General features: G+C 43.9%; 23 protein-coding genes and 1 tRNA gene. 13 read left to right on the top strand and 11 right to left on the bottom strand.

The genetic code is table 11. The annotated features are described in order from the left end of the window. The first annotated feature begins 1 nt into the window (after window position 1). Genes C7457_RS01285 through C7457_RS01270 form a run of 4 tightly spaced genes read left to right on the top strand, consistent with a single transcriptional unit; the run spans window position 2 to window position 3,098 of the window. Window positions 2–493 carry a cation:proton antiporter regulatory subunit gene (locus C7457_RS01285; RefSeq protein ID WP_121169631.1) on the top strand — a complete coding sequence of 164 codons (492 nt, stop codon included), beginning with the start codon at window positions 2–4 and terminating at the stop codon, window positions 491–493. A 1-nt stretch (window position 494) separates the two neighbouring features. Further along, entirely contained in the window at window positions 495–1,673 is a 1,179-nt protein-coding gene (locus C7457_RS01280) for a cation:proton antiporter (protein ID WP_121169630.1), read from the top strand. Between the two features lie 2 nt (window positions 1,674–1,675). Then, complete coding sequence (gene tmk / locus C7457_RS01275) at window positions 1,676–2,290, top strand: dTMP kinase (RefSeq protein ID WP_121169629.1); 615 nt, start codon at window positions 1,676–1,678, stop codon at window positions 2,288–2,290. Further along, window positions 2,280–3,098 (top strand): DNA polymerase III subunit delta', encoded by an 819-nt coding sequence (locus C7457_RS01270; RefSeq protein ID WP_121169628.1) that lies wholly within the window; start codon window positions 2,280–2,282, stop codon window positions 3,096–3,098. Before tmk ends, C7457_RS01270 begins: the two co-directional genes overlap by 11 nt. Here C7457_RS01270 and C7457_RS01265 read toward each other — a convergent pair. Both C7457_RS01265 and C7457_RS01260 read right to left on the bottom strand, forming a co-directional pair. Continuing rightward, window positions 3,095–3,382: a DUF503 domain-containing protein gene (locus C7457_RS01265; RefSeq protein WP_121169627.1), complete on the bottom strand. Its 288-nt coding sequence runs from the start codon at window positions 3,380–3,382 to the stop codon at window positions 3,095–3,097. The two genes, C7457_RS01270 and C7457_RS01265, sit on opposite strands and share 4 nt — an antisense overlap. A 2-nt stretch (window positions 3,383–3,384) precedes the next feature. Next, the gene (locus C7457_RS01260) at window positions 3,385–3,813 is read right to left on the bottom strand and encodes a hypothetical protein (protein WP_121169626.1); all 429 of its coding nucleotides are present in this window, start codon (window positions 3,811–3,813) and stop codon (window positions 3,385–3,387) included. A gap of 60 nt (window positions 3,814–3,873) precedes the next feature. On the opposite strand from C7457_RS01260, the gene rd reads away from it, so the two are divergent. The 4 genes from rd (at window position 3,874) to C7457_RS01240 (ending at window position 9,136) form a co-directional block, all read left to right on the top strand. Then, window positions 3,874–4,050 (top strand): rubredoxin, encoded by a 177-nt coding sequence (gene rd / locus C7457_RS01255; RefSeq protein ID WP_121169625.1) that lies wholly within the window; start codon window positions 3,874–3,876, stop codon window positions 4,048–4,050. After that, window positions 4,050–5,018: a glycosyltransferase family 9 protein gene (locus tag C7457_RS01250; protein WP_121169624.1), complete on the top strand. Its 969-nt coding sequence runs from the start codon at window positions 4,050–4,052 to the stop codon at window positions 5,016–5,018. The genes rd and C7457_RS01250 overlap by 1 nt, the downstream gene beginning before the upstream one ends. A 19-nt stretch (window positions 5,019–5,037) precedes the next feature. Beyond that, complete coding sequence (locus tag C7457_RS01245; RefSeq protein WP_121169623.1) at window positions 5,038–6,027, top strand: DUF475 domain-containing protein; 990 nt, start codon at window positions 5,038–5,040, stop codon at window positions 6,025–6,027. 205 nt (window positions 6,028–6,232) lie between these two features. Next, window positions 6,233–9,136 carry a cytochrome c3 family protein gene (locus C7457_RS01240; RefSeq protein WP_121169622.1) on the top strand — a complete coding sequence of 968 codons (2,904 nt, stop codon included), beginning with the start codon at window positions 6,233–6,235 and terminating at the stop codon, window positions 9,134–9,136. Window positions 9,137–9,162: 26 nt separating this feature from the next. On the opposite strand, the gene C7457_RS01235 is transcribed toward C7457_RS01240, so the two are convergent. Together C7457_RS01235 and C7457_RS01230 are read right to left on the bottom strand one after the other, a co-directional pair. Then, window positions 9,163–10,731, bottom strand: coding sequence for an NAD(P)/FAD-dependent oxidoreductase (locus C7457_RS01235; RefSeq protein ID WP_121169621.1), 1,569 nt, complete (start codon window positions 10,729–10,731; stop codon window positions 9,163–9,165). Further along, a complete protein-coding gene (locus C7457_RS01230) occupies window positions 10,721–11,227 on the bottom strand; it encodes a RusA family crossover junction endodeoxyribonuclease (protein WP_121169620.1) in 507 nt (168 codons plus the stop codon). Before C7457_RS01230 ends, C7457_RS01235 begins: the two co-directional genes overlap by 11 nt. A gap of 40 nt (window positions 11,228–11,267) precedes the next feature. On the opposite strand from C7457_RS01230, the gene C7457_RS01225 reads away from it, so the two are divergent. Beyond that, complete coding sequence (locus tag C7457_RS01225) at window positions 11,268–12,293, top strand: potassium channel family protein (RefSeq protein WP_121169619.1); 1,026 nt, start codon at window positions 11,268–11,270, stop codon at window positions 12,291–12,293. Window position 12,294: 1 nt separating this feature from the next. On the opposite strand, the gene C7457_RS01220 is transcribed toward C7457_RS01225, so the two are convergent. After that, a tRNA-Leu gene (locus C7457_RS01220) sits at window positions 12,295–12,381 on the bottom strand. Between the two features lie 57 nt (window positions 12,382–12,438). On the opposite strand from C7457_RS01220, the gene C7457_RS01215 reads away from it, so the two are divergent. After that, window positions 12,439–12,735, top strand: coding sequence for a NifB/NifX family molybdenum-iron cluster-binding protein (locus C7457_RS01215; RefSeq protein WP_121169618.1), 297 nt, complete (start codon window positions 12,439–12,441; stop codon window positions 12,733–12,735). Here C7457_RS01215 and C7457_RS01210 read toward each other — a convergent pair. The 3 genes from C7457_RS01210 to C7457_RS01200 form a co-directional block, all read right to left on the bottom strand. Further along, window positions 12,718–13,590 carry a nucleotide-binding protein gene (locus C7457_RS01210; protein ID WP_121169617.1) on the bottom strand — a complete coding sequence of 291 codons (873 nt, stop codon included), beginning with the start codon at window positions 13,588–13,590 and terminating at the stop codon, window positions 12,718–12,720. The genes C7457_RS01215 and C7457_RS01210 overlap by 18 nt on opposite strands. Continuing rightward, the gene (locus C7457_RS01205; RefSeq protein WP_121169616.1) at window positions 13,581–14,435 is read right to left on the bottom strand and encodes a nucleotide-binding protein; all 855 of its coding nucleotides are present in this window, start codon (window positions 14,433–14,435) and stop codon (window positions 13,581–13,583) included. The genes C7457_RS01210 and C7457_RS01205 overlap by 10 nt, the downstream gene beginning before the upstream one ends. A gap of 115 nt (window positions 14,436–14,550) precedes the next feature. Continuing rightward, window positions 14,551–14,865: a NifB/NifX family molybdenum-iron cluster-binding protein gene (locus tag C7457_RS01200; RefSeq protein ID WP_121169615.1), complete on the bottom strand. Its 315-nt coding sequence runs from the start codon at window positions 14,863–14,865 to the stop codon at window positions 14,551–14,553. A 99-nt stretch (window positions 14,866–14,964) separates the two neighbouring features. Between C7457_RS01200 and C7457_RS01195 the strand changes: the two genes are divergently transcribed. Genes C7457_RS01195 through C7457_RS01185 form a run of 3 tightly spaced genes read left to right on the top strand, consistent with a single transcriptional unit; the run spans window position 14,965 to window position 18,573 of the window. Beyond that, entirely contained in the window at window positions 14,965–15,153 is a 189-nt protein-coding gene (locus C7457_RS01195; RefSeq protein ID WP_121169614.1) for a DNA gyrase inhibitor YacG, read from the top strand. Then, window positions 15,125–17,632 (top strand): DNA mismatch repair protein MutS, encoded by a 2,508-nt coding sequence (mutS, locus tag C7457_RS01190; protein WP_121169613.1) that lies wholly within the window; start codon window positions 15,125–15,127, stop codon window positions 17,630–17,632. Before C7457_RS01195 ends, mutS begins: the two co-directional genes overlap by 29 nt. Beyond that, the gene (locus tag C7457_RS01185; protein WP_121169612.1) at window positions 17,620–18,573 is read left to right on the top strand and encodes an RluA family pseudouridine synthase; all 954 of its coding nucleotides are present in this window, start codon (window positions 17,620–17,622) and stop codon (window positions 18,571–18,573) included. Before mutS ends, C7457_RS01185 begins: the two co-directional genes overlap by 13 nt. A gap of 10 nt (window positions 18,574–18,583) precedes the next feature. Here C7457_RS01185 and C7457_RS01180 read toward each other — a convergent pair whose 3' ends face one another. The 3 genes from C7457_RS01180 to C7457_RS01170 are packed head-to-tail and all read right to left on the bottom strand — an operon-like array spanning window position 18,584 to window position 22,328. Then, entirely contained in the window at window positions 18,584–19,138 is a 555-nt protein-coding gene (locus C7457_RS01180; protein WP_121170651.1) for a macro domain-containing protein, read from the bottom strand. A gap of 1 nt (window position 19,139) precedes the next feature. Next, on the bottom strand, window positions 19,140–19,859 hold the full coding sequence (locus tag C7457_RS01175; protein ID WP_121169611.1) for a 16S rRNA (uracil(1498)-N(3))-methyltransferase: 720 nt from the start codon (window positions 19,857–19,859) through the stop codon (window positions 19,140–19,142). Continuing rightward, window positions 19,860–22,328 carry an ATP-dependent Clp protease ATP-binding subunit gene (locus tag C7457_RS01170; protein ID WP_121169610.1) on the bottom strand — a complete coding sequence of 823 codons (2,469 nt, stop codon included), beginning with the start codon at window positions 22,326–22,328 and terminating at the stop codon, window positions 19,860–19,862. Between the last annotated feature and the right edge of the window lie 15 nt (window positions 22,329–22,343).

Below are 22,343 nucleotides of genomic sequence, written 5' to 3'. Positions count from 1 at the left end.
GATGTACGTGAAAGAGGGAGAGCTCCCCGGAATAGGTAAGAAGTACACCGTTAAAACAGAAAACGGAGACACCATAGTAGTCGTAATCCACTATACGGGAAAGAGGGAAATTTACTACTTTGAGGAGGACAGCGAAGAGCCGACGGCGGTAATTGAACTAACTGATGAGGAGGCCAGGACACTCGGAACGATCTTGGTTGGAGCTCTATTCCAGCCAACCTCCGATGAGGAAAAGATTGGCTTCTTAATGAAACACTTAGTCTTTGAGTGGGTTAAAGTCCCAGAGAACTCTTTCCTGGTAAACAAATCAATTAAGGAACTAGAAATCAGGAAGAAGTGGGGAGTCATAGTTGTTGCAGTAATTAGAGAGGACAACGTAATAGTTTCTCCATCTCCCCTCTTTAAGATAGAACCGGGTGATACTCTAATAGTAGTTGGAACCCTTGAGAACGTTAAGAAGTTTGTAAAGGAAGTAGAGGAGAAAAAAGGCTAAAATGGAGAGCTTTACATCTATCCTTTCACTATTTATGACGGCTCTTTTCCTTTCATACTTAATCGCGGAGAAGTTTAAGTTTCCAGTAATACCCATCTACATAATCACCGGAATTTTAATTTCACTCTTTTACCACTTCCACTCAGTTCACGTTTTTGAAGCCCTCGGAGTCATCCTCCTCCTCTTTTATATAGGCCTTGAGTTTTCCCTAGCAGAGATGGAGAAGAACTTTAAAAACATAGTTGGAGTAGGAACTGTTGACTTTATTTTCAACTTCTTTCCAGTATTCCTCGCAGCCAGGCTCCTAGGCTTTGACCTTATGAGCTCCTTTGTAATAGCTGTAATTCTCTACCCGAGCTCCTCGGCAATAGTCTCTAAGCTCTTAATTGACCTTAAGAAACTTGCAAACCCGGAAGTTGAACCTGTTTTGGCAATTCTAGTCTTTGAGGACATAGCAGCAGCAACCCTCTTGGCAATCTTAGTAAACTTCTCATCAGGTAACCCGAGTTCAACAGAAGTTTTAAAAGTTGTCGTAAAGATCGCTCTCTTTATATTTTTTGCCTTTATCTTCGTGAAGAACTTCAACAGAGTGGTTGACTTTTTAATAGAGAAGTACGGAACGGCAACGGAGTTCTTAGTCTTACTCGTTGGAACCATCCTCTTTATACTGGTTGAAGCTGCAACAGGTTTCGGACTTTCAGAGGCTATAGGTGCCTTCACTGCAGGAACTCTCTTTGCTGAAACTTCCCACAAAGATAGGGTTGAACAGGTAGTAATACCGTATAGGGACTTACTGGGAGCTCTCTTCTTCCTTTCATTTGGACTTAGCATAGACCTTTCAAAGGTTAACTACTCAATAATCGTCCCGCTGGCGGTTTTCCTAGTTCTCTCCTTTTTAACTAAAATCTTAACGGGAATAGTCTCGGGAAAACTTTACGGACTTTCCCTTAAAAGGGGAGCTTCAGCCGGTTTAATGCTACTGCCAAGGGGAGAGTTTTCAATCTTAGTTGCAGCAACCACCCCTAAACTCGTTCCCTTTACTGCAATCTACGTCCTAATCTCATCGGTTCTCGGCTCAATTGCCGTTAAGGAATCTGGAAAAATCCTCTCCATCTTCTTTAAGAAGAAAAAAGCAAAGACGAAAAGTAAACTTACGAGATCACAACTCCTGGGGGACTGAGAGTGTTTATAACCTTTGAAGGAATAGAGGGCTGTGGAAAGACCACTCAGGCAAAACTCCTTTACCAGTGGCTGATAGATAGGGGAAAGGAAACAATCTTGACCAGAGAGCCGGGAGGAACCCCTTCAGCCGAAGAGTTAAGGGAATTTATTCTGAGAGAAAGGGAGGAGAACTTTCCGCCCTTCAGTGAGCTCTGCCTCTACATAGCCGCAAGGGGATTCCACGTTGAAAACTTAATAAGACCGGCCCTTAAAGAGGGAAGTTTTGTAATATGCGATAGGTTCTCAGATTCAACCCTTGCCTATCAGGGATTTGGAAGAGGAATAGACGTAGATTTAATAGAGAAGATGAACAGAGAAGCAACCGGAGGGCTAAAGCCAAACTTAACGTTCTTAATTGACCTACCGGTTGAAGTAGCCTTTGAAAGGTTAAAGGGTAAGAAGAAAGACAGGCTTGAAATGGAAAGCCTTGAGTTCCACAGAAAGGTTAGAGAAGGTTTTTTAAAGATAGCCGAAAAAGAGAATGATAGAGTGGTTGTCATTGACGGAAGGAAGAGCGTAGATGAGATTTTCAACAAAGTTGTTAAAGAAGTTCAGAGGAGGTTAGGTGCTCTTTAATTCTGTTGTAGGCCACTCTAAACAGCTCGGAATTATAAGGAGTTTAGTGGAGAGTAAACTCTACCCTGCAACTTCACTTCTCTGCGGACCCGAAGGGGTCGGAAAGAGGTTAATAGGAAGGGAGCTCCTAAACTACCTAACCGGCTCTAAACTCTCAGTAAGGGAATTGGGAGTTGAAAAACCTCCAACGATTGAAGAAATAAGGGAGCTCTCTGAGTGGCTCTTTACAAAACCTACGGAAGGGAAAGGAAAGGGAGCTCTAATTGACAACGCAGAGCTCATGAGGGGAGAAGCTGCAAACGCCCTCCTAAAAACCTTAGAAGAACCTCCAAACTACGCATACATAATCTTAATCTCCAGGAACGAACAGGGTGTCTTTCCAACAATCCGTTCAAGGTGCAGAGTATTTAGATTTGGAAGGCTTACAGACGCAAACGTTGAGTTCATTCTAAAAAAGCTTGGAGTGAACTACGACAAAAGGGTAATAAAAGTTTCAAGGGGAAGCCCGGGAACAGCCATTAGGTTAAGTGAGAAAACGGAGATACTGGAGCTCCTTTCAGGCTTTGTAAACCTCATGAAGAGCAGAAATAAACTCAAAGAGATAACGGCCTTTTCCTCAAAGTTCTCAAACCTATCAAGGGATGACACTCTTCTCTTCTTGGACAGTTTAGAAGCCCTTCTATCCCAGAAAGAAACAATCTTAAAGTGGGCAGACAAATTAGAATCGGCAAGGAATTTTTTGAGGTTTTACGGAAAACCTCAATCAGTAATTGAATGGTTACTGATTGAGAAACTTACCTCACTCTAAAAGACCTCCTTCCTATAGTCAAGGATAAGTCCCGGAACGAGCTCTTCAACGAAAGAGACAACTTTCTCAAGGGTAGCATCAACAATTTTTTTACTCGTTCCCAAAGTAACAACCCCTATTACTGCCTCCTGCCAAGAGTCCTGTTTACCTATCTCACTGACAGAAACGTTGAACTTACCCTTCAACCTCTCAACGACCCTCTTTACAACGCTCCTCTTCTCCTTAAGTGAGTGGGCATGGGGAATGTGGAGCTCTATTTCAAGGTAACCAATAACAGAAGCCATAATCAGCCCTCCAGAAGTTTATTCCACTCTTCCCTCAAAGTATCCCTTATATCCATATAATCCTTCCCCTCCTCATAGGCCTTTAAAATAGCTGGAGAGAAAACTTTCTCGTAAAAGTCCCTTCCCATCCTCTCAACTATCTTCTCGTCAAACTCCTCAGCACTTGCCAACTTCTCCCACCACTTCTCCTTAGTCTTCCCTTCAAGGTACTCCCTAGTAGCACCCCTATACTTAATTCTGTGGCCGTAGAACTTCCTAGCAGCAACAACCTTAGCAACCGCTAAACCAAAGGCTTTAGCCTCTTCCTCTGAAAAACCGTACTCCTTGATTGCCTTTATCCTGTTCCACTCGGCAAAGATGTCAAAACGCCTTATAGGAGCTTTAGGTTTCAGAACTTCCAGTTTAACTCTCTTCTCTAACTTCTTCTCCACCTCTCCCTCCAAAATTTAAATAAGCTATATTTAAAGTTAGTTCGGATAAGGAGGTAAGAAATGGAAATCAGGCACAAGCTATGGAGGTGCACAGTTTGCGGGTACATATACAACGTTGACGAAGGAGACCCTGAAAACAACATTCCTCCAGGAACGCCCTTTGAAGCCCTACCGGATGAGTGGGTATGTCCGGTATGCGGAGCGAGTAAGGACAAGTTTGAACCTATAGATGAATAATGAAAGTCCTTTTAATCAGGTTCTCTTCACTGGGAGACGTGATACTTGTAAGTTCCGTCCTCCCGGCTTTAAAGGAAAAAAGAATTAAAGTTGACCTACTAACCTTTAAACCCTTTGGAGAACTCTTTAAAGGCCATCCCTTTTTAAACAAAGTTATAGAAGTAGAGAGAAAGGACTTAAAAACTTTAAAGGGAATCAAGGCCCTTTCAGAGGAACTTCAGGAGTACGATTCAGCCTTTGACCTCCACGACACCCTTAGAACAAAAATTTTAAGGAGATACCTGAACTTTCCAGTTTTTACCTACAAGAAGAAAAGCTTTTTAAGAAGGTTAATGGTCATTTTCAAACCCTTTAAAGCCAAAGGGCTCTTCGTTCCAGAGCTCTATGCAGAAGTATTCAGGAATATAGGAGTTGAGATAAAAAAACCGCGCCCTTACCTGAAGGTTGATGAAGTAGCCCTCAAGAAACTAAAAAGTCTGTTGGGAGAGAGTAAAAACCTCATAGCAGTTGCTCCTGGAGCAAGGTGGGAAAGCAAAACATACCCTCTTGGTAAATTTAAGGAAATAGTTAAAAACCTTAGAAAATTAGGCTTTGCCCCAGTTATTGTCGGCGGAAAGGAGGAAAGAAGTAAAGGTGAAATCTTAAAGAGGGAAGGTGCAGTTAACTTCTGTGGAGAACTCTCCCTAAAAGAGAGTTTAGCCCTAATATCCATTTGCAGAGGGGTTGTGTCAAACGATTCAGCAGTAGTTCACATGGCAAGGGCAGTAAAAACCCCGGTCGTCTCAATATTCGGCCCGACCCACCCTTCCTTTGGATTTGCACCCTATCCGGACGAGGGAAAAGCCCTAACCCTAAACCTTCCCTGTTCTCCTTGCTCCCTCCACGGGAAGACTAAGTGTAAAAACAGAAAATGCTTTGAAATCCCTCCAGAGAGAGTAGTTGAGGAACTCTTAACTGTTATAAAATAACCTTCACCAGGAGGGAGCGTTGAAACTAAAGAAACTCCTTACCGAATTTGCAGTAATCTTGTTAATAAGCTGGGTAATTGAGTTTATCTATATGGGAATAAAGGGAGTTTTTGAAGGAACTACCCTCTCACTCCTTGAAATCTCCCTCTCCTTTGATAACGCCGTAATGAACGCAGTAATCCTCTCCGGACTCTCAAAGGTCTGGAGGAGGAAGTTTTTAACCTGGGGAATGGTAATTGCAGTCTTTGGAATGAGGTTTCTATTCCCGGTCCTAATAGTTTCCATCACTGCAGACCTCGGAATAGCAGAGACTATAAAAATTGCCCTTAAAGAACCTGAAATTTACGCTCACCACCTTGAAAGAGCCGAACCTCTAATCTTGGCCTTTGGAGGTTCCTTCCTATTTATGGTCTTCCTAAACTGGCTCTTTGACGCCGGAAGGGAGCTCCACTGGATTAAAACTCTAGAAGAAAGGGCATCAAAACTTGCAAAACTTGGAGAAATAAAGTTAATCGTAGCCCTAACAGTAGTTTTTATAGTTGGATACCTTAAAAAGGACCCTTCAATAATTCTTTCAATGATTTTGGGAATCCTTCTCTTTGAAACGGTCCACTTCATTAAAAGCGCCATTGACTACTTTAAGGACAAAAGAGGAATTGATGGAGGAATCGGGGCATTTATATACCTAGAGCTCCTTGACGCCTCATGCTCACTTGACGGAACCGTCGGTGCATTTGCAATAAGTCAGAACCTCATAATAATAACTGTAGGTCTGTCTGTCGGCGCCTTCATTTTAAGAAGTTTAACGATTTACTTCGTTGAAAGTGGAAAATTAAAAGAACTGCCTTACTTAGAGCACGGTGCCCACTGGGGGATAGGAGCGCTGGGGATCATGATGTTAATTGAGCTCTTTTACTCCATTCCTGAACCGGTAATAAGCTCTTTAGCTCTACTGTTCATCCTTTCCTCCCTCTACTCTTCAGTAAAGAGAACAAAACCCTTACTCTAGGTCAAACTCGGTCACTTAGCGAAAGCATCTGTTAACAATAACATTAGCATAAAAGCAAAATTATTAATACCATCACTAATTAAATCAAATATATAAAACAGAATTTATATATATTTGCATTTTTTGATAATTTTAATTAGACTTAAATTGAATCATAATTTAGCTTTTTAACAAAGAATCAAAACTCAAATAAGGGGGTATAAAGATGCGAAGCCTCTTAACCGTAACAACCGCAGTCTTCATATTGACAACTTTCAACCAAGCCTTAGCTCAGCACCCTCCCATCACGCTAGTTGACGTTAACGGAAACCCAATCCTCAACGAGAACGGGAAAGTCCAATCTAAACTCCCAGTCAGCTACCAGAAATCCTGTAAAGGATGCCACAACCTTGACTACATCAATATGGGATGGCACTCTCAACAGGGAAGGCTATCAACACTTAGTGCCGAAGTCTATAAACAGGTCTACGAAAAGTTCGGGGAAAAGAGCACCTTACCTAAAGACCAATCAGGTCTCTACCTGAAGTGGTACGGCCCTAAAAATATCTACGGACCAGGAGGTATGTACAACAGAGTTTCTGTTCCCCATATGTTTAAGTTAGCTCCTTACAAAACTACAGACCCTCTTGACATCAACTTCACAACGGCGGAATGGAATACCGGAAAGTGTTCAATTTGCCATCCAGGAGGAGGTTTTGGCTTAAAGGACCAGATGGAACAGCCCCTTGATAAAATGGACCCTAAATACGTTGAAAACGCCCTAAAAAACGGCATCTACTACGGAGACTACCTAGTTGACGGACCAAACGGAACCCTAAAAGTTTTTGATTACCACGCAAAAGCAGGAGATACCGTAGTTCCAAACGTAAGGGACAACGACTGTCTCGTATGTCACGCCTACTCCTACGACCTCGGAAATGCCAGGATGACCTCATGGAAGAAAAAGCACCCTGGCTGGGTAGATACGGTTGGAGCAGGATTAGGAAGTATAAATCCCGACTGGACGGTAAATTACGATAAAGACAAAGTTAGCAAATTTCACTACCTCATAAGAGGAACAACAAACGAATCTTGTTCAAGGTGTCACGCAGGCGTTTACGACATTAACGCCGACGGCAAGATAACCCCCTACGACAACATTGGTCTATTTGGAGATATCTACTTACTCACATCACCAGGGTTTTTCAAGAGAGCTCAGGAAATCGGGGACGTAGGTGAGATAGGCAGTGACAACCTACCCCACAAGGTTATTGACGACAGTAAACGCCCCGAGTTCTTCAATCCAAAAACGGGACAATGGGAAAAAGTGCCCTACCTGGACGTACACGCCCAAGGCGGTATGAAGTGTGCAGACTGCCACCGTCAGGTAAAATCGGACGCTTTAGAGCTCCAATACGTACAGCCATCATGGATGCCATCTCACGACGTTGCAAAAGGAACGGACGGATTCAACGTAAGATCCGACCTATCGGGAACAACAACGTGTATAATGTGCCACACCGACTATAAAGAGATTCACAAGGGAGCATTCCCGGAAAACATAGCAGATGTTCACCTAAAGTATATACACTGTACAACCTGTCACATACCACAGAAGTTCAACGGAGTAATTCAGACGCTAATAAGAACAACTGAAGAGGGAAAAGGACACCTATTCTGGAACTTTGATGAAGAACACGATGCAACGGTTCCTTTCTACCCAGATTACGTATGGTTCCCCCACGTCCCGGCAAAAGGAGAAACTCCCGTTCTAAAAATCAAACCGGCAAACTCTATTGCGGAGCTCTACTGGAGGTTGAGTGACGGAAGAGGAGTTCCCAATAGGTTCCTACATATGGTATTTAAAGTTTCTCCAGATACTTGGAACACAAGTAACCCAGATAGGCCGGAGGCCGAATTCGGGCTGATTTACTTTAAGGATGGAAAACCCTATAAACCTGCTAAAGCCCTTAATAACAAATACGTTGTTCCGGGTGGGATGGTATACTGGGCCTACGTAGGTAAGTACGGAGATACCGTTGAATTTCCAGACGCAGACAGCGTCGGAATTCCCAAAGAAGCTCCGATCGTCGGTAGATTCAACTCTGACGGAACGGTTAACTGGATTAACTCAAATACCAAAAGCGGTTGGGTTGTTAAGTCAACCCTTCCAAACATGCTGGAGAACCCAGAAACTGGCGAAACTATGATAATCAGAAAGGACGAAGCAGAAGCTCCATTTGTAGACGAAGAGGATGAAATCAAGTTCGCAGCCAGCGCCTTAGAAGCCGCAATAAAGAAAGTAACCGGTAAAGATGTTAAAGTTCAGTACGTCTACCACTTAGGAATCCTTGACGGCTCCTACATAATGAGCCATAACGTTGCTCCTGTCAGCTCTCAGCCAATGCAATCTGGAGGAGATGCAGAATTCTCAGACAACCCACTACACGTTCTCCAATGTCAGGACTGCCACTCTTCAAGAGGAAAGTTCAACAGAGCTATAAAGAAATATCCACACATTGATACAGTTCCGGGCGTAACTGTATTTGAAGTTCCCAAAGCAGCAATAGAGGGTTACAACGGTGAGTTTACAGAAGCGGACCTCAGGAAGTTAACATTTGCCTATTACTCACCGGTAGATGTTCAAGTCTTCCCACCGGAGGACGGCAACGCCGTTATAACAAAAGTGTGGACTCCAAGTGGTGGAGATGTTGAGCCAACAGGAGCAGATTCAATAGATACGAGCTTCGTTCCTAACGGTTATACAGTAAAGCAAGCTATGACCTTTAACCTCAACAACGGTAACTCAACGACTTTTGAAGTCCTACCCTTAGAAGGAAAGGCAACCGACTACGAAGTATTTGGCACCCCCTCTTCCGCCGTAAGCTACACCGTAGAGAATGACGGTAAGATAAAGGTTACACTAACTGCTACAAAAGGTAGTGAGATTACAGTAGCTATTGCTAAGAAAGCCTCTACTTCTGCTCAAGGAGAGACTCAAACCGGTGGCGGGGGAGATAGCGGAGGATGTTCTATTTCCCCATCAAGTGGAATCGGAGGAGTAGTATCTTCACTACTAGCCCTCCTACCTTTAGGATTCTTAAGGCTCAAAAGAAGGAAGAATGACTAAACTTCAGGCGGGGACCTTCCCGCCTTTTAAAGGACCTTTTTCACCTGCAAGCTCTCAATTAACGATAAAGCCCCGTTTATCCCGTCTATTGCTGAGCTGGTAATTCCTCCGGCGTATCCAGCTCCCTCTCCAACAGGGTATAGGTTCTCTGCGCTAATACTCCTGTAACTTTCATCCCTAACTATTCTAAGAGGTGAAGAAGTCCTCGTCTCTACTCCAACGAAAGTGGCATTTGACGGAAGGAAAAAGGAGCGCTTTTCAGCCCAGTAGAGGAAGGCCTCCTTTATAGGTTCTCTAATCTCTTCAGGTAAAAGCCTATCAAGCCTCGCACTCTTTATCTCCGAGATGTACCCGCCTTCAATAAGCTCTGTCGAGCTCTTACCCTCTATAAAGTCAACTACCCTCTGGGCAGGCATTGAGTAGTTACTACCTCCCATAACGAATGCTGCCCTCTCAAGTGAACGCTGAAACTCAATAGCTTTAAATGGGTCATTTTCAAAGTCCTCAGGGAAAACTTGAACAACAACGGCACTGTTGGCGTAACCGCTGTCCCGCCTGTAGTTACTCATTCCGTTACAGACAACAGAATACTTCTCACTTGAAGCGCAAATTACGTAACCTCCAGGGCACATGCAGAAGGTAAAGACGTTCCTCCTTTTGGACTTGTAGGTAAAGGCGTACTCTGCGGGAGGAAGTTTCGGGTGTTTAAACCACTTCCTGCCGTACTGAACCCTATTTATCGTTTTTTGTCTGTGAATTACCCTGAGGCCAACTGCAAAAGGCTTTGCTTCAAGGGCTATACCTACCCTCTTTAGCATTTCAAAGGTATCCCTTGCGCTGTTACCAGGAGCAAGGAAGTAGTAGTCAAACTCTTCCATCGTACTTAGACCAGTTTCAAGGTCTTCCAAAGTAGCACTGACAACCCGGCCACCTTCAAGGTGGAGCTCCTTCAAGAGGGTATTAAACCTAAACTCAACTCCTAATTTCTTCAGTTTCTCCCTTAAGTTGGGGATAACCTCCCTTAGTTTATCGGTCCCTACGTGGGGCTTACTCTTGTAAAGGATTTCCCTTGGAGCTCCACACTCAACAAAGGTCTTAAAGACGAAGTACTTCTTCTTATCCTTTACTCTCGTCGTTAACTTTCCGTCTGAAAACGTTCCAGCTCCTCCCTCTCCAAACTGAACGTTTGAGTTCTCGTTAAGGCGCCTGTACTTCCAAAAGCGGGAAACATCCTTAACCCTTTCTGGAATGGGCTTACCCCTCTCAACAACTACAACTTCAAGGCCGGCCTCTGCAAGGGTTAAAGCTGCAAAGAGACCTGCAGGACCGCTACCTACTACTAAAACTCTCCTTTTTACCGGAAGCTTTGGAATGGAAAGCTCTTCAACTTCCCTATACTCCCTTCCAATACCCTTCTCTATTAATTCCCTTGCCTTTTCAGGAGGAAGTTCTGCAACTACCCTGTACACAAAAATGGGCTTTTTCCTAGCATCAATTGACTCTCTAACGATTTCAAATTCCTCTATCCCTAACTTCCTGATCTCCTCTTCAAGAGAACTCTCCAGATGAACCTTAACTTCTACCTCAACTCTCATTTGGGAGCTCCAACTTCATCTTCTTTAAAAACTCGTAAAACTCAGGAGGAAATGTAGGCTTTCCCCTCTCAAGCTCAAGCCTTACATCGTCGGAAATTACCTCAATGTCTATCTCAACGATCTCCTCAAAGCCCTTTATACCCAATCTCTTCTCTACCCTTTCCTTCTGGTAAATAAGGGAGTCCCTCTTTAAAATCTCTCCCTTCTCAAGGATATCACCCACAAACTTCTCAGCGTTATCAATATCCCTCTGACGTACCCTACCGGATAGGTAAAAGGTTAAAGAAACTTTCACCGGCTTTGTAATTGGAAACTTATCAAGGCCGTAGTTGAGCTTCTGAAGGTGAAGCTGGTAGAGGGCCTCCCTCTGGGAAGAGAGAACTTGAGGGTTGTTCATTATAAAAGGTTTAAGCTCACCGTTTATCCTCCTATGGGATATCTTTTTATAGTTTGCCTTACTCGGAATCTTCCCAATGAAAAAGAACTTGAATTTCACTTTAAACTCCTGTAAAAATTAAATAACTAAAGAGGGGAAAATGGTAACTTACAGTACAACAGTAAAAAAATCCTTATCTATTCTAGCAACTCTCCTACTTTTAGTCATAGTTTCAACCACTGGAATAAAGCTCATTGAAGGTTGGAGCTGGCTTGACTGCCTCTGGCATACAGTAATAACAATTTCAACTGTAGGCTACGGAGAAGTCCACCCCCTTTCCGTCCCCGGAAAGATATTCACTATGGCAGTTATTGTCGTGGCCTTTGCGCTGTTTGCCTACGGGGCCTCAACCGTAGCTTCAATGATCTTTGAAGGAGAACTGAGGAAAATATTTACAACGAAGAGGATGGAAAAGATGGTAGCTAAGCTTAAAAACCATACAATCGTCTGCGGACTTGGAAGGACGGGACAGGCAGCAGTTAAAGAGCTCTCCCGAGAGAAAATTCCATTTGTAGTAATTGAAAAGAACGAGGAGAGAATAGAGGAGGCAAAGGAGAAATACCCCAACTTGATCTACATCCACGGAGATGCAACTCAGGATGAAACTCTAATAAAAGCTGGAGTAAAGTCTGCAGCAAACATGATTGTCGCAACCGCAGACGATGCAGACAACCTATTCATAACCCTTTCGGCAAAAAACCTCAACCCAAGACTTAGAATAGTAACAAGGGCAAATAGAGAAGAAAACGTAATAAAGCTTAAGAGGGCCGGAGCTACAGAAGTAATACTCCCAAACGTTATAGGCGGTTTGAGGATGGCATCCCTTGCAATTAGACCGAGTGTGGTTTCCTTCCTTGATATCGTTACCCACCACGGAGAAATAGACCTTAGACTGGAAGAGGTTGAGGTCCCTAAAGGTTCGCCTTTCCACGGCAAACTACTAAAAGAACTTGATATCCCAAAGAAAACCGGAGTTATAGTTATCGGAATAAGGAGGGAGGACGGCTCATTCATACTGAACCCGACATCTACAACAATGGTTTTGGAAGGGGACAAACTGATTATTATCGGAACTAAAGACCAAGCTGAGAAGTTAAAGAGGATGGTTAAGGGAGAGGAAATTTAAGTGGTGCGGGAGGCGGGATTTGAACCCGCACGCCCGTAAGGGCACCGCCCCCTCAAGACGGCGCGTCTGCCGATTCCGCCACTCCCGCTAAATTGCTGATAGGAAATATAGGACTCATCCACAGAGGTGTCAATAGGAGGTGAAAATGAGAATACTAGTTCCAGTTTCTAGTAAGGACAGAAACGCCGAAGTTTCAGACGAGTTTGGAAGAGCTCCCTACTTTGCAGTTATTGAAAACGGCAACGTTGAGTTCTACGAGAACCCTGGAGCATCAGCTACAGGCGGAGCAGGTGTAAAAGCTTCTCAGTTCGCAATAAACCTTGGAGTTGCTAAGGTTATACTCAAAAAGCCTGCAGGTCCCAACGCAAAATCTGCACTGGAGCAGGCAGGAATAACAGTTGAGGTAAGGGAAGGGCTTAAAAGCCTAAAGGAGCTCCTCTAAACTCTGAACTACTCTTTCCAGTGCCTTTGAAAAGGGAGAACCGGGATATTCTTCAACAACCGGTTTTCCCCTTATTAAGGCTTCAACAACAGACCTATCGTAAGGGATTTTCCCTACTACCTTTATACCCTTCTCTTCAAAGTGGCTCTCTAATCTCTCTGAAAAATCCCTATTAACGTCAAACTTATTAATAACTGCAACAGCTTTTAAACCAAAGTGATTAACTATCTTTAACAGCCTTTCTGCGTCAAACAGGGAAACTTCTGTAGGTTCAACGACAACCAGTACGTAATCGCTTCCGTTAAGGCTTGCTATTACAGAACAGCCTATGCCAGCCGCTGCATCTATGAGGAGCAAATCCCTTTCAAACTGTTTTGCCCTCTTCTTTGCTTCAAAGACCAACTTTCCAGAGTTTGGCCTACCGGGAAGTAGCTCAGCCGTTACAAGGGGAAAACCGTAAGAAGTTATTCCCCACTTCACGTACCCGGGAACTGTGGGTTTAAAGGAGATAACGTCTTCGTGCGGGCAGACTATGGAGCAGACGTTACAGCCTTCACAAAGTATTTCATTAACTCTGTAATATCCAGATTCAGGGTATATACACTCGTAAGGGCAGTGAAGGGCACAGATACCGCAGCCTGTACACTTTTTAGGGTCTATTACAGCAACCCTCTCCCCTTCAAAAGGCCTCTTCTCCTTCCAGTTTTCTACGTTTAAGAGTATTTCAAGGTTAGGCGTATCTGCATCTGCATCAAGGGCTACGATCTTCCTACCTTTAGAGAGTAAATAGGCCAAAGATGCAGTAATTGAGGACTTACCCACACCTCCCTTTCCACTTGCAACGGTCAACTGCATTTCACTTCCTCCAGAATTCTCTCTTTAATCTCGTAGAAAACTTTCGCCTCAGGAAGGTCTGTATTCACAATCGGCGTTTTTGAGAAATAACACTTAATAATTTCCTCACTGTAAGGAATCCTCCCTACTATAGGACACCCGTACTTCTTCGAAAGGGAGAGAATCTCTTCCTCATCACCTACACCGCTTTTATTTATAACAATCACCGTTTTCAACTTAAGGTAAGAAGTTGTATAGAGGATTTTCTCTAAATCCCTCGCTCCAAAGGGGGTAGGCTCTGTAACGGCAACGACAATATCAGAACCCTCTAAAGCCTTAAATATTGAGTTACCTGCACCGGCTGCAGTATCAAAGATTAGGTTTCCCCCTTCCTTGAGAGCTCTCTTTTTAGTTTCAAGGAGGACTTTATAGGTCCGCTCTTCACCCTCTAAGAGCTCTCCGGTTATCAGCTTAAAACCGTAAGGAGTTTTGTTCTCGTATATATGCCCTACAACTTTGAAGTCATCCTCTATAGCTCCTCTTTCAGGACATATCAGTTTACATGCCGTACACCCTGCACACAGGTCATCTAAAAGTATCGGCTTTCCCTCTCTATTCAGAACTATTGCGTTATCGTTGCAGACCTCCGCACACTTACCGCAACCTGTACAGTATTCGTGATTGAACTTCGGCTTAAAGAGCTTTACAGAAATACCTTCTGAAAGGTTTACGTTTAAAAGGATATGGTCGTTAGGAGCCTCAACGTCTAAGTCAACAAGGGTAAACTCCTTAAGCAAAATAGCCAAGCTGGTAGATACAGTTGACTTACCCGTTCCACCTTTACCGCCGGATACGCTAATTATCATACATGCCCCCTAAGGAATAAGGGTATTAAAATTAAGTTAGCAAACCAAAACACAAATTTAAAAAGACCCTACCAAAGCCTAAAACAGGAAAACTTAAAAACGCTTACTGTTTTTTTTACTCTCCTTTTAACATATCTACAACATCCCTGAGAGTTCCTGTAACTCCAGTTGTTACGTCTATACCAAGCTGGTTAAAGAAAGCCCTCGCCTTTTCTCCTATCCTCGTAGCTATAACTCTATTTACTCCCTGTTCTGCAAGCATCTGGGGTATTGCCCCTGCACTGTGCTCAACTATAGGGTTCTCAAATATATCAACTTCAACTTCTCCATCTTTAACGGTAATCAGAGCAAAGTAGGGAGCTCTCCCAAAGTGCTCACATACTGGAGAATCAAGACCGGAGCTACCTTCCAGTGGAACGGCAACTTTCATCTTCTACCTCCTGAGCTGCAAATTACCCACTTCTATAATATAGTCCCCCTTTTAAACAAAAATTTCCTAATTTTATGGGAAATGAAACAGGGAGAGGCTATGGAAAAGAGAGTTAAATGCCCCAACTGTGGAAGGGAAACCCTTTGGGAAGGAAACCCTTTTAGACCTTTCTGTAGTGAAGAGTGTAAACTTGCAGACCTTCACAAGTGGCTAAGTGAAGAGTACTTGGTAGCTGAGGAAATTGATTTAGGAGGAGAGGTTGTCAAAGAAGATAACCCCCGCCCTTAAACAGTACCTTGAGTTTAAAGAGAAGTATAAGGACGCAATCTTAATGTTCAGAATGGGGGACTTCTATGAAATGTTCTTTGAAGACGCAGAGATAGCCTCAAGGGAGCTTGAAATTGCCCTTACCTCCCGCTCCTTTGGAAAGGGAGGGGAGAGAGCTCCAATGTGCGGAATCCCCCACCATGCCCTTGAGAGTTACCTTCCAAAGCTGGTTAGGAAGGGGTACAAAGTTGCAATATGCGAACAGCTTGAAGAACCAAAGCCGGGAAAGAAAGTAGTTGAGAGAGGAGTTGTAAGGGTAATAACCCCGGGAACTTACTTTGAAGATGAAAGTGAAGATAGATTCTTAATGGCCATAGCCCAGAAGGGAAAGGAGTTTGAGGTAGCCTGGGCTGAAATCTCTTCGGGAGACCTCTTCTACACAACGGCAAGCTGGGAAGAGGTTAAAAGCCTAATTTCCAAGTTTAAACCAAAAGAAATCCTAATACCTGAAAACTTAAACGAGAGGAAAATAAAAACTCTGATACCTGAAGCCGTAATAGAAAAGAGGGAGGAGCTCTTTAAGGAGGGAGCCCTTGAGGCCCTAAGGGAGTTTGTAAAGGAGACACAAAAGGAGTTCGTTCCAAAACTGAAAGAACCAAAGGAATACAGAGGTTGGGACTACGCCTACGTTGATCCTCAAACCCAGAGGAACTTGGAACTCTTAGAGCCAATAAACGAGAAGTTAGCAGGGGCAACCCTCTTTAACGTTTTAAATAGAACGAAAACAGGAATGGGTAGGAGGTTGCTCAAATTTTGGCTCCTCCACCCACTAAAGAAGGTGGGTGAAATAGAGAAGAGGTTATCTGCAGTTGAAGAGCTAAAGGAGAGCTTCTTAATAGCAGACGAGATAAGGGAAACCCTATCAAAAGTATACGATATTGAGAGGCTATTAACGAAAATAACTTCAGGAATGGCAAACCCCAAGGAGATAGCCTCCTTAAGGAACTCACTTAGGAACCTTCCAAAGATCAAAGAACTTTTAAAGAACTTCTCTTCCCCCCTCTTGGCCCAACTATCAAAGGAGCTTGATACCCTTGAAGACGTTTACTGTGAAATTGAAAGGGTGCTCGTTGAAAATCCGCCCTTTTCCCCTAAAGAGGGAGGACTTATAAAGGAAGGAATTCACCCCGAACTTGACCAGCTCAGAAAGGTAAAGAACGAAGCAGAAAAGATAATAAAAGAGATAGAGGAAAGGGAGAGGAAGAGGACGGGAATATCAAGCCTTAAAGTGGGGTATAACAACGTCTTTGGCTACTATATAGAGGTTTCAAAGCCAAACCTTCACCTCGTTCCTAAGGACTACATAAGGAAGCAGACCCTTGTAAACGCAGAAAGGTTTATAACTCCGGAACTTAAAGAGTTTGAGGAGAAAGTCCTTTCTGCAAAGGAAAGAATTGATAAGATTGAGTACCAGCTCTTCTGCCAGCTGAGGAACTTTATCTCAAACCACGCTACGAGAATTTCAAGGACCGCTGAGAAGATAGCTCTCCTTGATGTCCTTCAGTCCCTTGCAAAAGTTGCCGTTGAAAGGGATTACGTAAAGCCTCAAGTTCACGATGGATACGAAACAGTAATAGAGGAGGGTAAGCACCCGGTCCTAGAGAAGATACTGGACGAAGAGTTTATTCCAAACGATACAGAGCTAAATCCCAAAGATTTCATTTTGATAATTACCGGCCCAAACATGGGAGGTAAGTCTGTTTACCTCCGCCAGACAGCCCTACTAACCCTCATGGCGCAGATTGGCTCATTTATTCCTGCAAAGAAAGCAAAAATTTCCGTTGCAGACAGGATTTTCTCAAGGGTCGGTGCAGCAGATAACCTGAGCAGAGGCCTTTCAACCTTCATGATGGAAATGGTAGAGACTGCAAACATACTAAAGAACGCAACTCTAAAGAGTTTAATAATCCTTGATGAAATTGGAAGGGGAACGAGCACCTATGACGGGATGAGCATAGCAAGGGCAGTCGTTGAGTACATAAGCAGTAGAATCGGAGCAAAGACTCTCTTTGCTACCCACTACCACGAATTAACGGAGCTTGAAGGTAAGGTGAAGGGAGTTAAGAACTACCACGCTGAAGTTCAGGAAGTTGACGGCCACGTAGTATTTACCCACAGGATACTTCCAGGAGCATCTGAAAAATCTTACGGAGTTCACGTTGCAGAGATCGCAGGACTTCCTAAAGAGGTAATTGAAAGGGCAAGGGAGATTCTGGCTGAGCTTGAGGGTAAGAGGAACGATAGTGAACTTCCCCTCTTTTCAGCGGCCGAGCCAAAGGTTGAGTATAGGGTAGAAAAGGTTGAAGTCCTTCCCCCGGAAGTTGAAAGGGTTATAAGTGAGATTGAGAAAATTGAAGTCTCAACAACAACTCCCCTTGAAGCCTTAATGCTCCTTGCAAGGCTAAAGGAGAGCTTAAAGGGAGTAGAATGGAAAAAGTAGTCGTTGAAAAGGAACACTCAAAGAAGAGGCTTGACCAGTTCATAAGCGAGGTAAGTGAGCTCTCCCGCTCTCAGGCAAAGGGGATAATTGAAGAGGGACTTGTTAAAGTTGACGGAAAGGTAGTTAAAAAACCATCCCAGAAAGTAAAGGAAGGACAGGTTGTAGAGTTTGAAATCCCTGAACCTGAGCCTATAGAGGTTAAGCCGGAGAACATTCCCTTAGACGTAGTTTACGAAGATAGGGACGTTATTGTCATAAATAAACCTGCAGGAATGGTAGTTCACCCGGCACCTGGCCACTACTCCGGAACTTTGGTTAATGCCCTCCTCTACCACTGTAAGGACTTGGAAGGAATTGGAGGGGCACTGAGGCCCGGAATAGTCCACAGAATAGACAAGGATACTGCAGGCCTTTTAGTAGTTGCAAAGAACGACCTTGCCCAGCAGTCTTTGATTGAACAGTTTAAGAACAGAACAGTTGGTAGGTTTTACAGAGCTCTAATCTACGGAATCCCGAAGAAAGACTACGACAGAATAGTTCTTCCAATAGGAAGGGATAAGTTTGACAGGAAGAAGTTCTCCCCAAACACTACAAGCCCTAAGGAGGCCATAACAAACTACTGGGTTATTGAGAAGTTCCCAAAGCATAACGTTTCAGAAATAAAGTGTAAATTGGAAACTGGAAGGACTCACCAGATAAGGGTCCACATGTCAAACTTGGGCCACCCGCTACTCGGTGATAGAACCTACGGCTATAAGCCGAGCAGAATAGAAGATGAGAAACTGAGGGAACTGATTGATGAGATGGGAATGCACGCTCTGTGCGCCTACTACCTCGCCTTTGACCACCCAAGAACGGGAAAGAGGATGGAGTTTGAGGTGGAGCTCCCGCCTGGTTATAAACGGGTGTTAGAATACTTAAAGGAAAACTCTAATAAATGAAAAAAATTAACTAGGTTAGACTCTTTATCTCTTCCTTAAAAAACTCTGCAGTTTCCCCATCTATTGCAGTAAAGTGGATTTTCTTCAGTGAGGTGCTAGGGTTTTCCTCTAAGTATCTGATAACTTCATCAACTATTACTCTTACTCCCTCCCTTTTCGGATAGCCGAAGATTCCGGTGCTGATTGCAGGGAGGGCAATAGAGTTTAGACCGAGCTCGTCGGCAAGTTTCAGAGCAGAGCGAACTGCACTCCTTAACTTCCTTTCCTCATCCCCTTCGCCCCAGATTGGACCTACTGCGTGGATTACGTACTTTGCCTTTAAGTTCCCCGCCGTCGTATAGACTGCGCCGCCAACTGGAACTGGACCCCTCTCACTAACTATCCTATCGCTCTCTTCCTGTATAACCTTCCCCCCTTTCTTAACAATTGCTCCAGCAACACCACCACCGTGTTTTAAGAGGGAGTTAGCGGCGTTAACTATTGCCTCTGTTCCTTCTTCGGTAATATCCCCGTGAACCGCCTTTAACACTCTTCCGTTTATAACTCTTTCTAATAAAACCTCCATACTATCCAAGGTCTCCCCATATGTACTGAATTAAGGTCATTCCGGCAATTGCAGCAGTCTCTGCCCTCAAAATTCTCTTACCTAGATAAATAGGTTTAAACCCCCTTTCTTTTAAGAGCTCTATCTCTTCCTTCTCAAGCCCTCCTTCGGGACCGACAAGGAAAGAAACCGAAGAAGCAGAGTAACTCTGGTAGTCTTTAAAGGACTTTCCGCCTTTCTCCCATAGGACAAAGGAGAGATCCGAACTATCCTCAATCTCCTCAATCTTCACCGGCTCTGATATCTCAGGTATAACTGTTCTACCACACTGCTTTGAAGCGTTAACGGCAATTTCCCTCCACCTCCTCAACTTCCCTTCCCAGTTCTTTATAAGCTGAGCAGTTGAGGAGCGGCGGCAAATTACCGGAACAATTCTCTTAACTCCAAGTTCAGTCGTTTTCTGAATCGCAAGCTCAAGTTTCTGCACTTTGTTTGTTATACCCATGTAGAGGGTTGAGTCTAAAGGGCTATCCCTGTTTACGTTTGTCTCCTCAAGGATTTTCAGTTTAACGGAGGTAGGAGAGGCTGCAGAGATTACTGCCAAATACTCCTTACCCTCTCCATCAAAGACAATTATCTCATCACCTTTCTTTAACCTTAAAACCTTAAGGGCATGGCGGGCCTCCTGCCCTCTCAGGTAGGCCTCGCCATTTCTAACTTTATCTATCTTGAACCTTCGCATCTACACTCCGGTTGTCTCTTTCTCCTTCCTTTTCCTCTTCTTCTTCTCTCTAACAGAAACCCTTCCCTTAGGAGTAATGTCAAAGACAACTTCTCCTCCTTCTGTAAATCTTCCCATAAGGATTTCGTCTGTTAGTCTGTCTTCAATCAAGCTCTGGAGAGCTCTCCTAATAGTCCTTGCTCCGTACTCTTTCCTAAACTCCTTATCAACAACGTACTCAACGAACCTGTTTGTAACGTAAACTTTGAGCCCTCTCTCCTTGAGCTCTTCGTTTAACCTATCAACCTGCTTACGTACGATCTCCTTAACGTCTTCCCTCGTAAGAGGATGGAAGACAATTATCCCATCAAGCCTGTTTATAAACTCCGGCTTAAAGAACCTTTTAACTTCTTCCATTACGAAGGATTTCATCCTCTCAAAAGAACGCTCCTCCTCTTTACCGTCATCAACCTCAAATCCAAGCCCTTTCTGGCTAGAGATGAGGTGTTTAGCACCAAGGTTGCTCGTCATAATGAGGATTGTATTTGTGAAGGAAACGGTCCTACCAAGTCCGTCTGTTAACCTTCCGTCCTCCATTATCTGCAGGAGGATGTTTAAAACGTCCGGGTGGGCCTTTTCAATCTCGTCAAGGAGGATAACTGAGTAAGGTTTCCTCCTAACTGCTTCTGTTAGCTGTCCTCCTTCCTCGTAGCCTACGTATCCTGGAGGAGCTCCGATTAGTCTCGAAACTGTATGTTTCTCCATGTACTCAGACATGTCTATTCTAATCAGCGCTCTCTCATCTCCAAAGAGGTACTCTGCAAGTGCCTTAGCAAGCTCGGTTTTACCAACGCCGGTCGGCCCAAGGAAGAGAAATGAACCTATAGGCCTGTTAGCTCCAGCTCTAATTCCAAGTCTAGAACGCTTAATTGCCCTAGAAACAGCCTCAACTGCCTCCTCCTGACCGACGACTCTCTTGTGGAGCTCCTGTTCAAGTTTCTTTAACTTTTCAGCTTCTTTCTCGTGGAGCTGTTGAACAGGAATTCCGGTCCAGAGGGCAACAATCTCTTCAACCTTCTCCTCATCTATAACTATCTTCTCTTCCTTTGCCTTCATGGAGAGTTCTCTCTTAACCTCCTCAAGCTCCGTCATGAGGCGGAGTTCAGTCTGCTTGTACTCGTGGGCCCTTTCATACTCAGCCATAGCAAGGGCCTCTTCCTTCATAGCCCTAACTTCTTCAATTCTCTTCTCAAGCTCCTTAACCCTATCGTCCTTCTTTGTAGCCTGGAGTTGGGCTTTAGCTCCGGCTTCGTCAATTATGTCTATTGCCTTATCGGGAAGCTTCCTATCGTTTATGTAACGAACAGAGAGCTTAACTGCCCTTTCAATAGCACCATCGGTAATCTTAACGTTATGAAACTCTTCAAATTTCTTCTTAAGCCCTTTTAGAATTTCAATCGTGTCCTCAACTGAAGGCTCTTCAACCATTACAGGCTGGAACCTCCTCTCTAAGGCACCGTCCTTCTCAATGTACTTCCTGTACTCATCTATAGTGGTAGCCCCTATAACCTGAATTTCTCCCCTTGAAAGGGAAGGCTTAAGGATGTTTGAAGCGTCCATACTACCTTCAGCAGCTCCCGCACCAACAAGAGTGTGAATCTCATCAATGAAGAGAATCACGTCATCACTACTTTCAAGCTCTTTAACTATGGCCTTTAACCTCTCCTCAAACTGACCCCTATACTTGGTACCGGCTATGAGGGAGGCCATATCAAGGGAAACGATTCTCTTATTCTTCAGCTTTTCAGGGACTTCACCGTTGGCGATTCTTATTGCAAGCCCTTCAACTATTGCAGTTTTACCTACGCCTGGTTCTCCAATGAGAACAGGGTTGTTCTTCCTCCTCCTTGCTAGGATATGGGTAACCCTCTCAATCTCCTTTTCACGGCCAATTACAGGGTCCAGTTTACCCTCTCTAGCAAGGGCGGTTAAATCCCTTCCAAACTTATCAAGGTTAGGCGTTGAAGAACGTTTTGTACTTTTTCTCTCCTTGCTAATTCCCTTAAGTAGGTTTGAAACTTCACGCCTTAGAGTGTAGTGGTCAAGTCCGTAGCTCCTTAAAATCCTTCCGGCAAGACCAAGCTTTTCCTTAGCAAGAGCTATAAAGAGGTGCTCCGGTCCAACGTAAGCGTGGCCGAGAATTTTTGACTCTTCAACAGCATGCTCTAGAACCCTTCTGGCCTCAGTTGAGAAAGTAATTGTGTTTATGTCAACCTCGTAGGGAACAGGCTGAACCTGATTGACAATTATGTCCTGAATTCTGGTCTTGGAAATGTTATACTTAGCAAGTATCTGGTTTGTAATTTCATCCTCTCTCAAAAGGGCAAGTAAAATGTGCTCGGTTCCGAGCTTCTCACACCTTAAGCTTACAGCTTGTTCTTTTGCCTTAATAACTATTTGTCTTGCTTTACTTGTAAACCTTTCAAACATACAAACACCTCTAAT

It is taken from the genome of Thermovibrio guaymasensis, assembly GCF_003633715.1.
GTDB classification, from domain to species: Bacteria; Aquificota; Aquificia; order Desulfurobacteriales; family Desulfurobacteriaceae; genus Thermovibrio; species Thermovibrio guaymasensis.
The sequence above is the reverse complement of the archived record's forward strand: the minus strand, read 5'-3'. Positions and strand labels throughout refer to the sequence as shown.

Excerpts from the sequence above, each read along its gene's own strand:
- C7457_RS01285 (WP_121169631.1), top strand. The coding sequence starts at position 2 with ATGTACGTGAAAGAGGGAGAGCTCCCCGGAATAGGTAAGAAGTACACC.
- C7457_RS01280 (WP_121169630.1), top strand. The coding sequence starts at position 495 with ATGGAGAGCTTTACATCTATCCTTTCACTATTTATGACGGCTCTTTTC.
- C7457_RS01265 (WP_121169627.1), bottom strand. The coding sequence starts at position 3,382 with ATGGCTTCTGTTATTGGTTACCTTGAAATAGAGCTCCACATTCCCCAT.
- rd (WP_121169625.1), top strand. The coding sequence starts at position 3,874 with ATGGAAATCAGGCACAAGCTATGGAGGTGCACAGTTTGCGGGTACATA.
- C7457_RS01250 (WP_121169624.1), top strand. The coding sequence starts at position 4,050 with ATGAAAGTCCTTTTAATCAGGTTCTCTTCACTGGGAGACGTGATACTT.
- C7457_RS01240 (WP_121169622.1), top strand. The coding sequence starts at position 6,233 with ATGCGAAGCCTCTTAACCGTAACAACCGCAGTCTTCATATTGACAACT.
- C7457_RS01235 (WP_121169621.1), bottom strand. The coding sequence starts at position 10,731 with ATGAGAGTTGAGGTAGAAGTTAAGGTTCATCTGGAGAGTTCTCTTGAA.
- C7457_RS01225 (WP_121169619.1), top strand. The coding sequence starts at position 11,268 with ATGGTAACTTACAGTACAACAGTAAAAAAATCCTTATCTATTCTAGCA.
- C7457_RS01215 (WP_121169618.1), top strand. The coding sequence starts at position 12,439 with ATGAGAATACTAGTTCCAGTTTCTAGTAAGGACAGAAACGCCGAAGTT.
- C7457_RS01210 (WP_121169617.1), bottom strand. The coding sequence starts at position 13,590 with ATGCAGTTGACCGTTGCAAGTGGAAAGGGAGGTGTGGGTAAGTCCTCA.
- C7457_RS01205 (WP_121169616.1), bottom strand. The coding sequence starts at position 14,435 with ATGATAATTAGCGTATCCGGCGGTAAAGGTGGAACGGGTAAGTCAACT.
- C7457_RS01200 (WP_121169615.1), bottom strand. The coding sequence starts at position 14,865 with ATGAAAGTTGCCGTTCCACTGGAAGGTAGCTCCGGTCTTGATTCTCCA.
- C7457_RS01195 (WP_121169614.1), top strand. The coding sequence starts at position 14,965 with ATGGAAAAGAGAGTTAAATGCCCCAACTGTGGAAGGGAAACCCTTTGG.
- C7457_RS01185 (WP_121169612.1), top strand. The coding sequence starts at position 17,620 with ATGGAAAAAGTAGTCGTTGAAAAGGAACACTCAAAGAAGAGGCTTGAC.
- C7457_RS01180 (WP_121170651.1), bottom strand. The coding sequence starts at position 19,138 with ATGGAGGTTTTATTAGAAAGAGTTATAAACGGAAGAGTGTTAAAGGCG.
- C7457_RS01175 (WP_121169611.1), bottom strand. The coding sequence starts at position 19,859 with ATGCGAAGGTTCAAGATAGATAAAGTTAGAAATGGCGAGGCCTACCTG.
- C7457_RS01170 (WP_121169610.1), bottom strand. The coding sequence starts at position 22,328 with ATGTTTGAAAGGTTTACAAGTAAAGCAAGACAAATAGTTATTAAGGCA.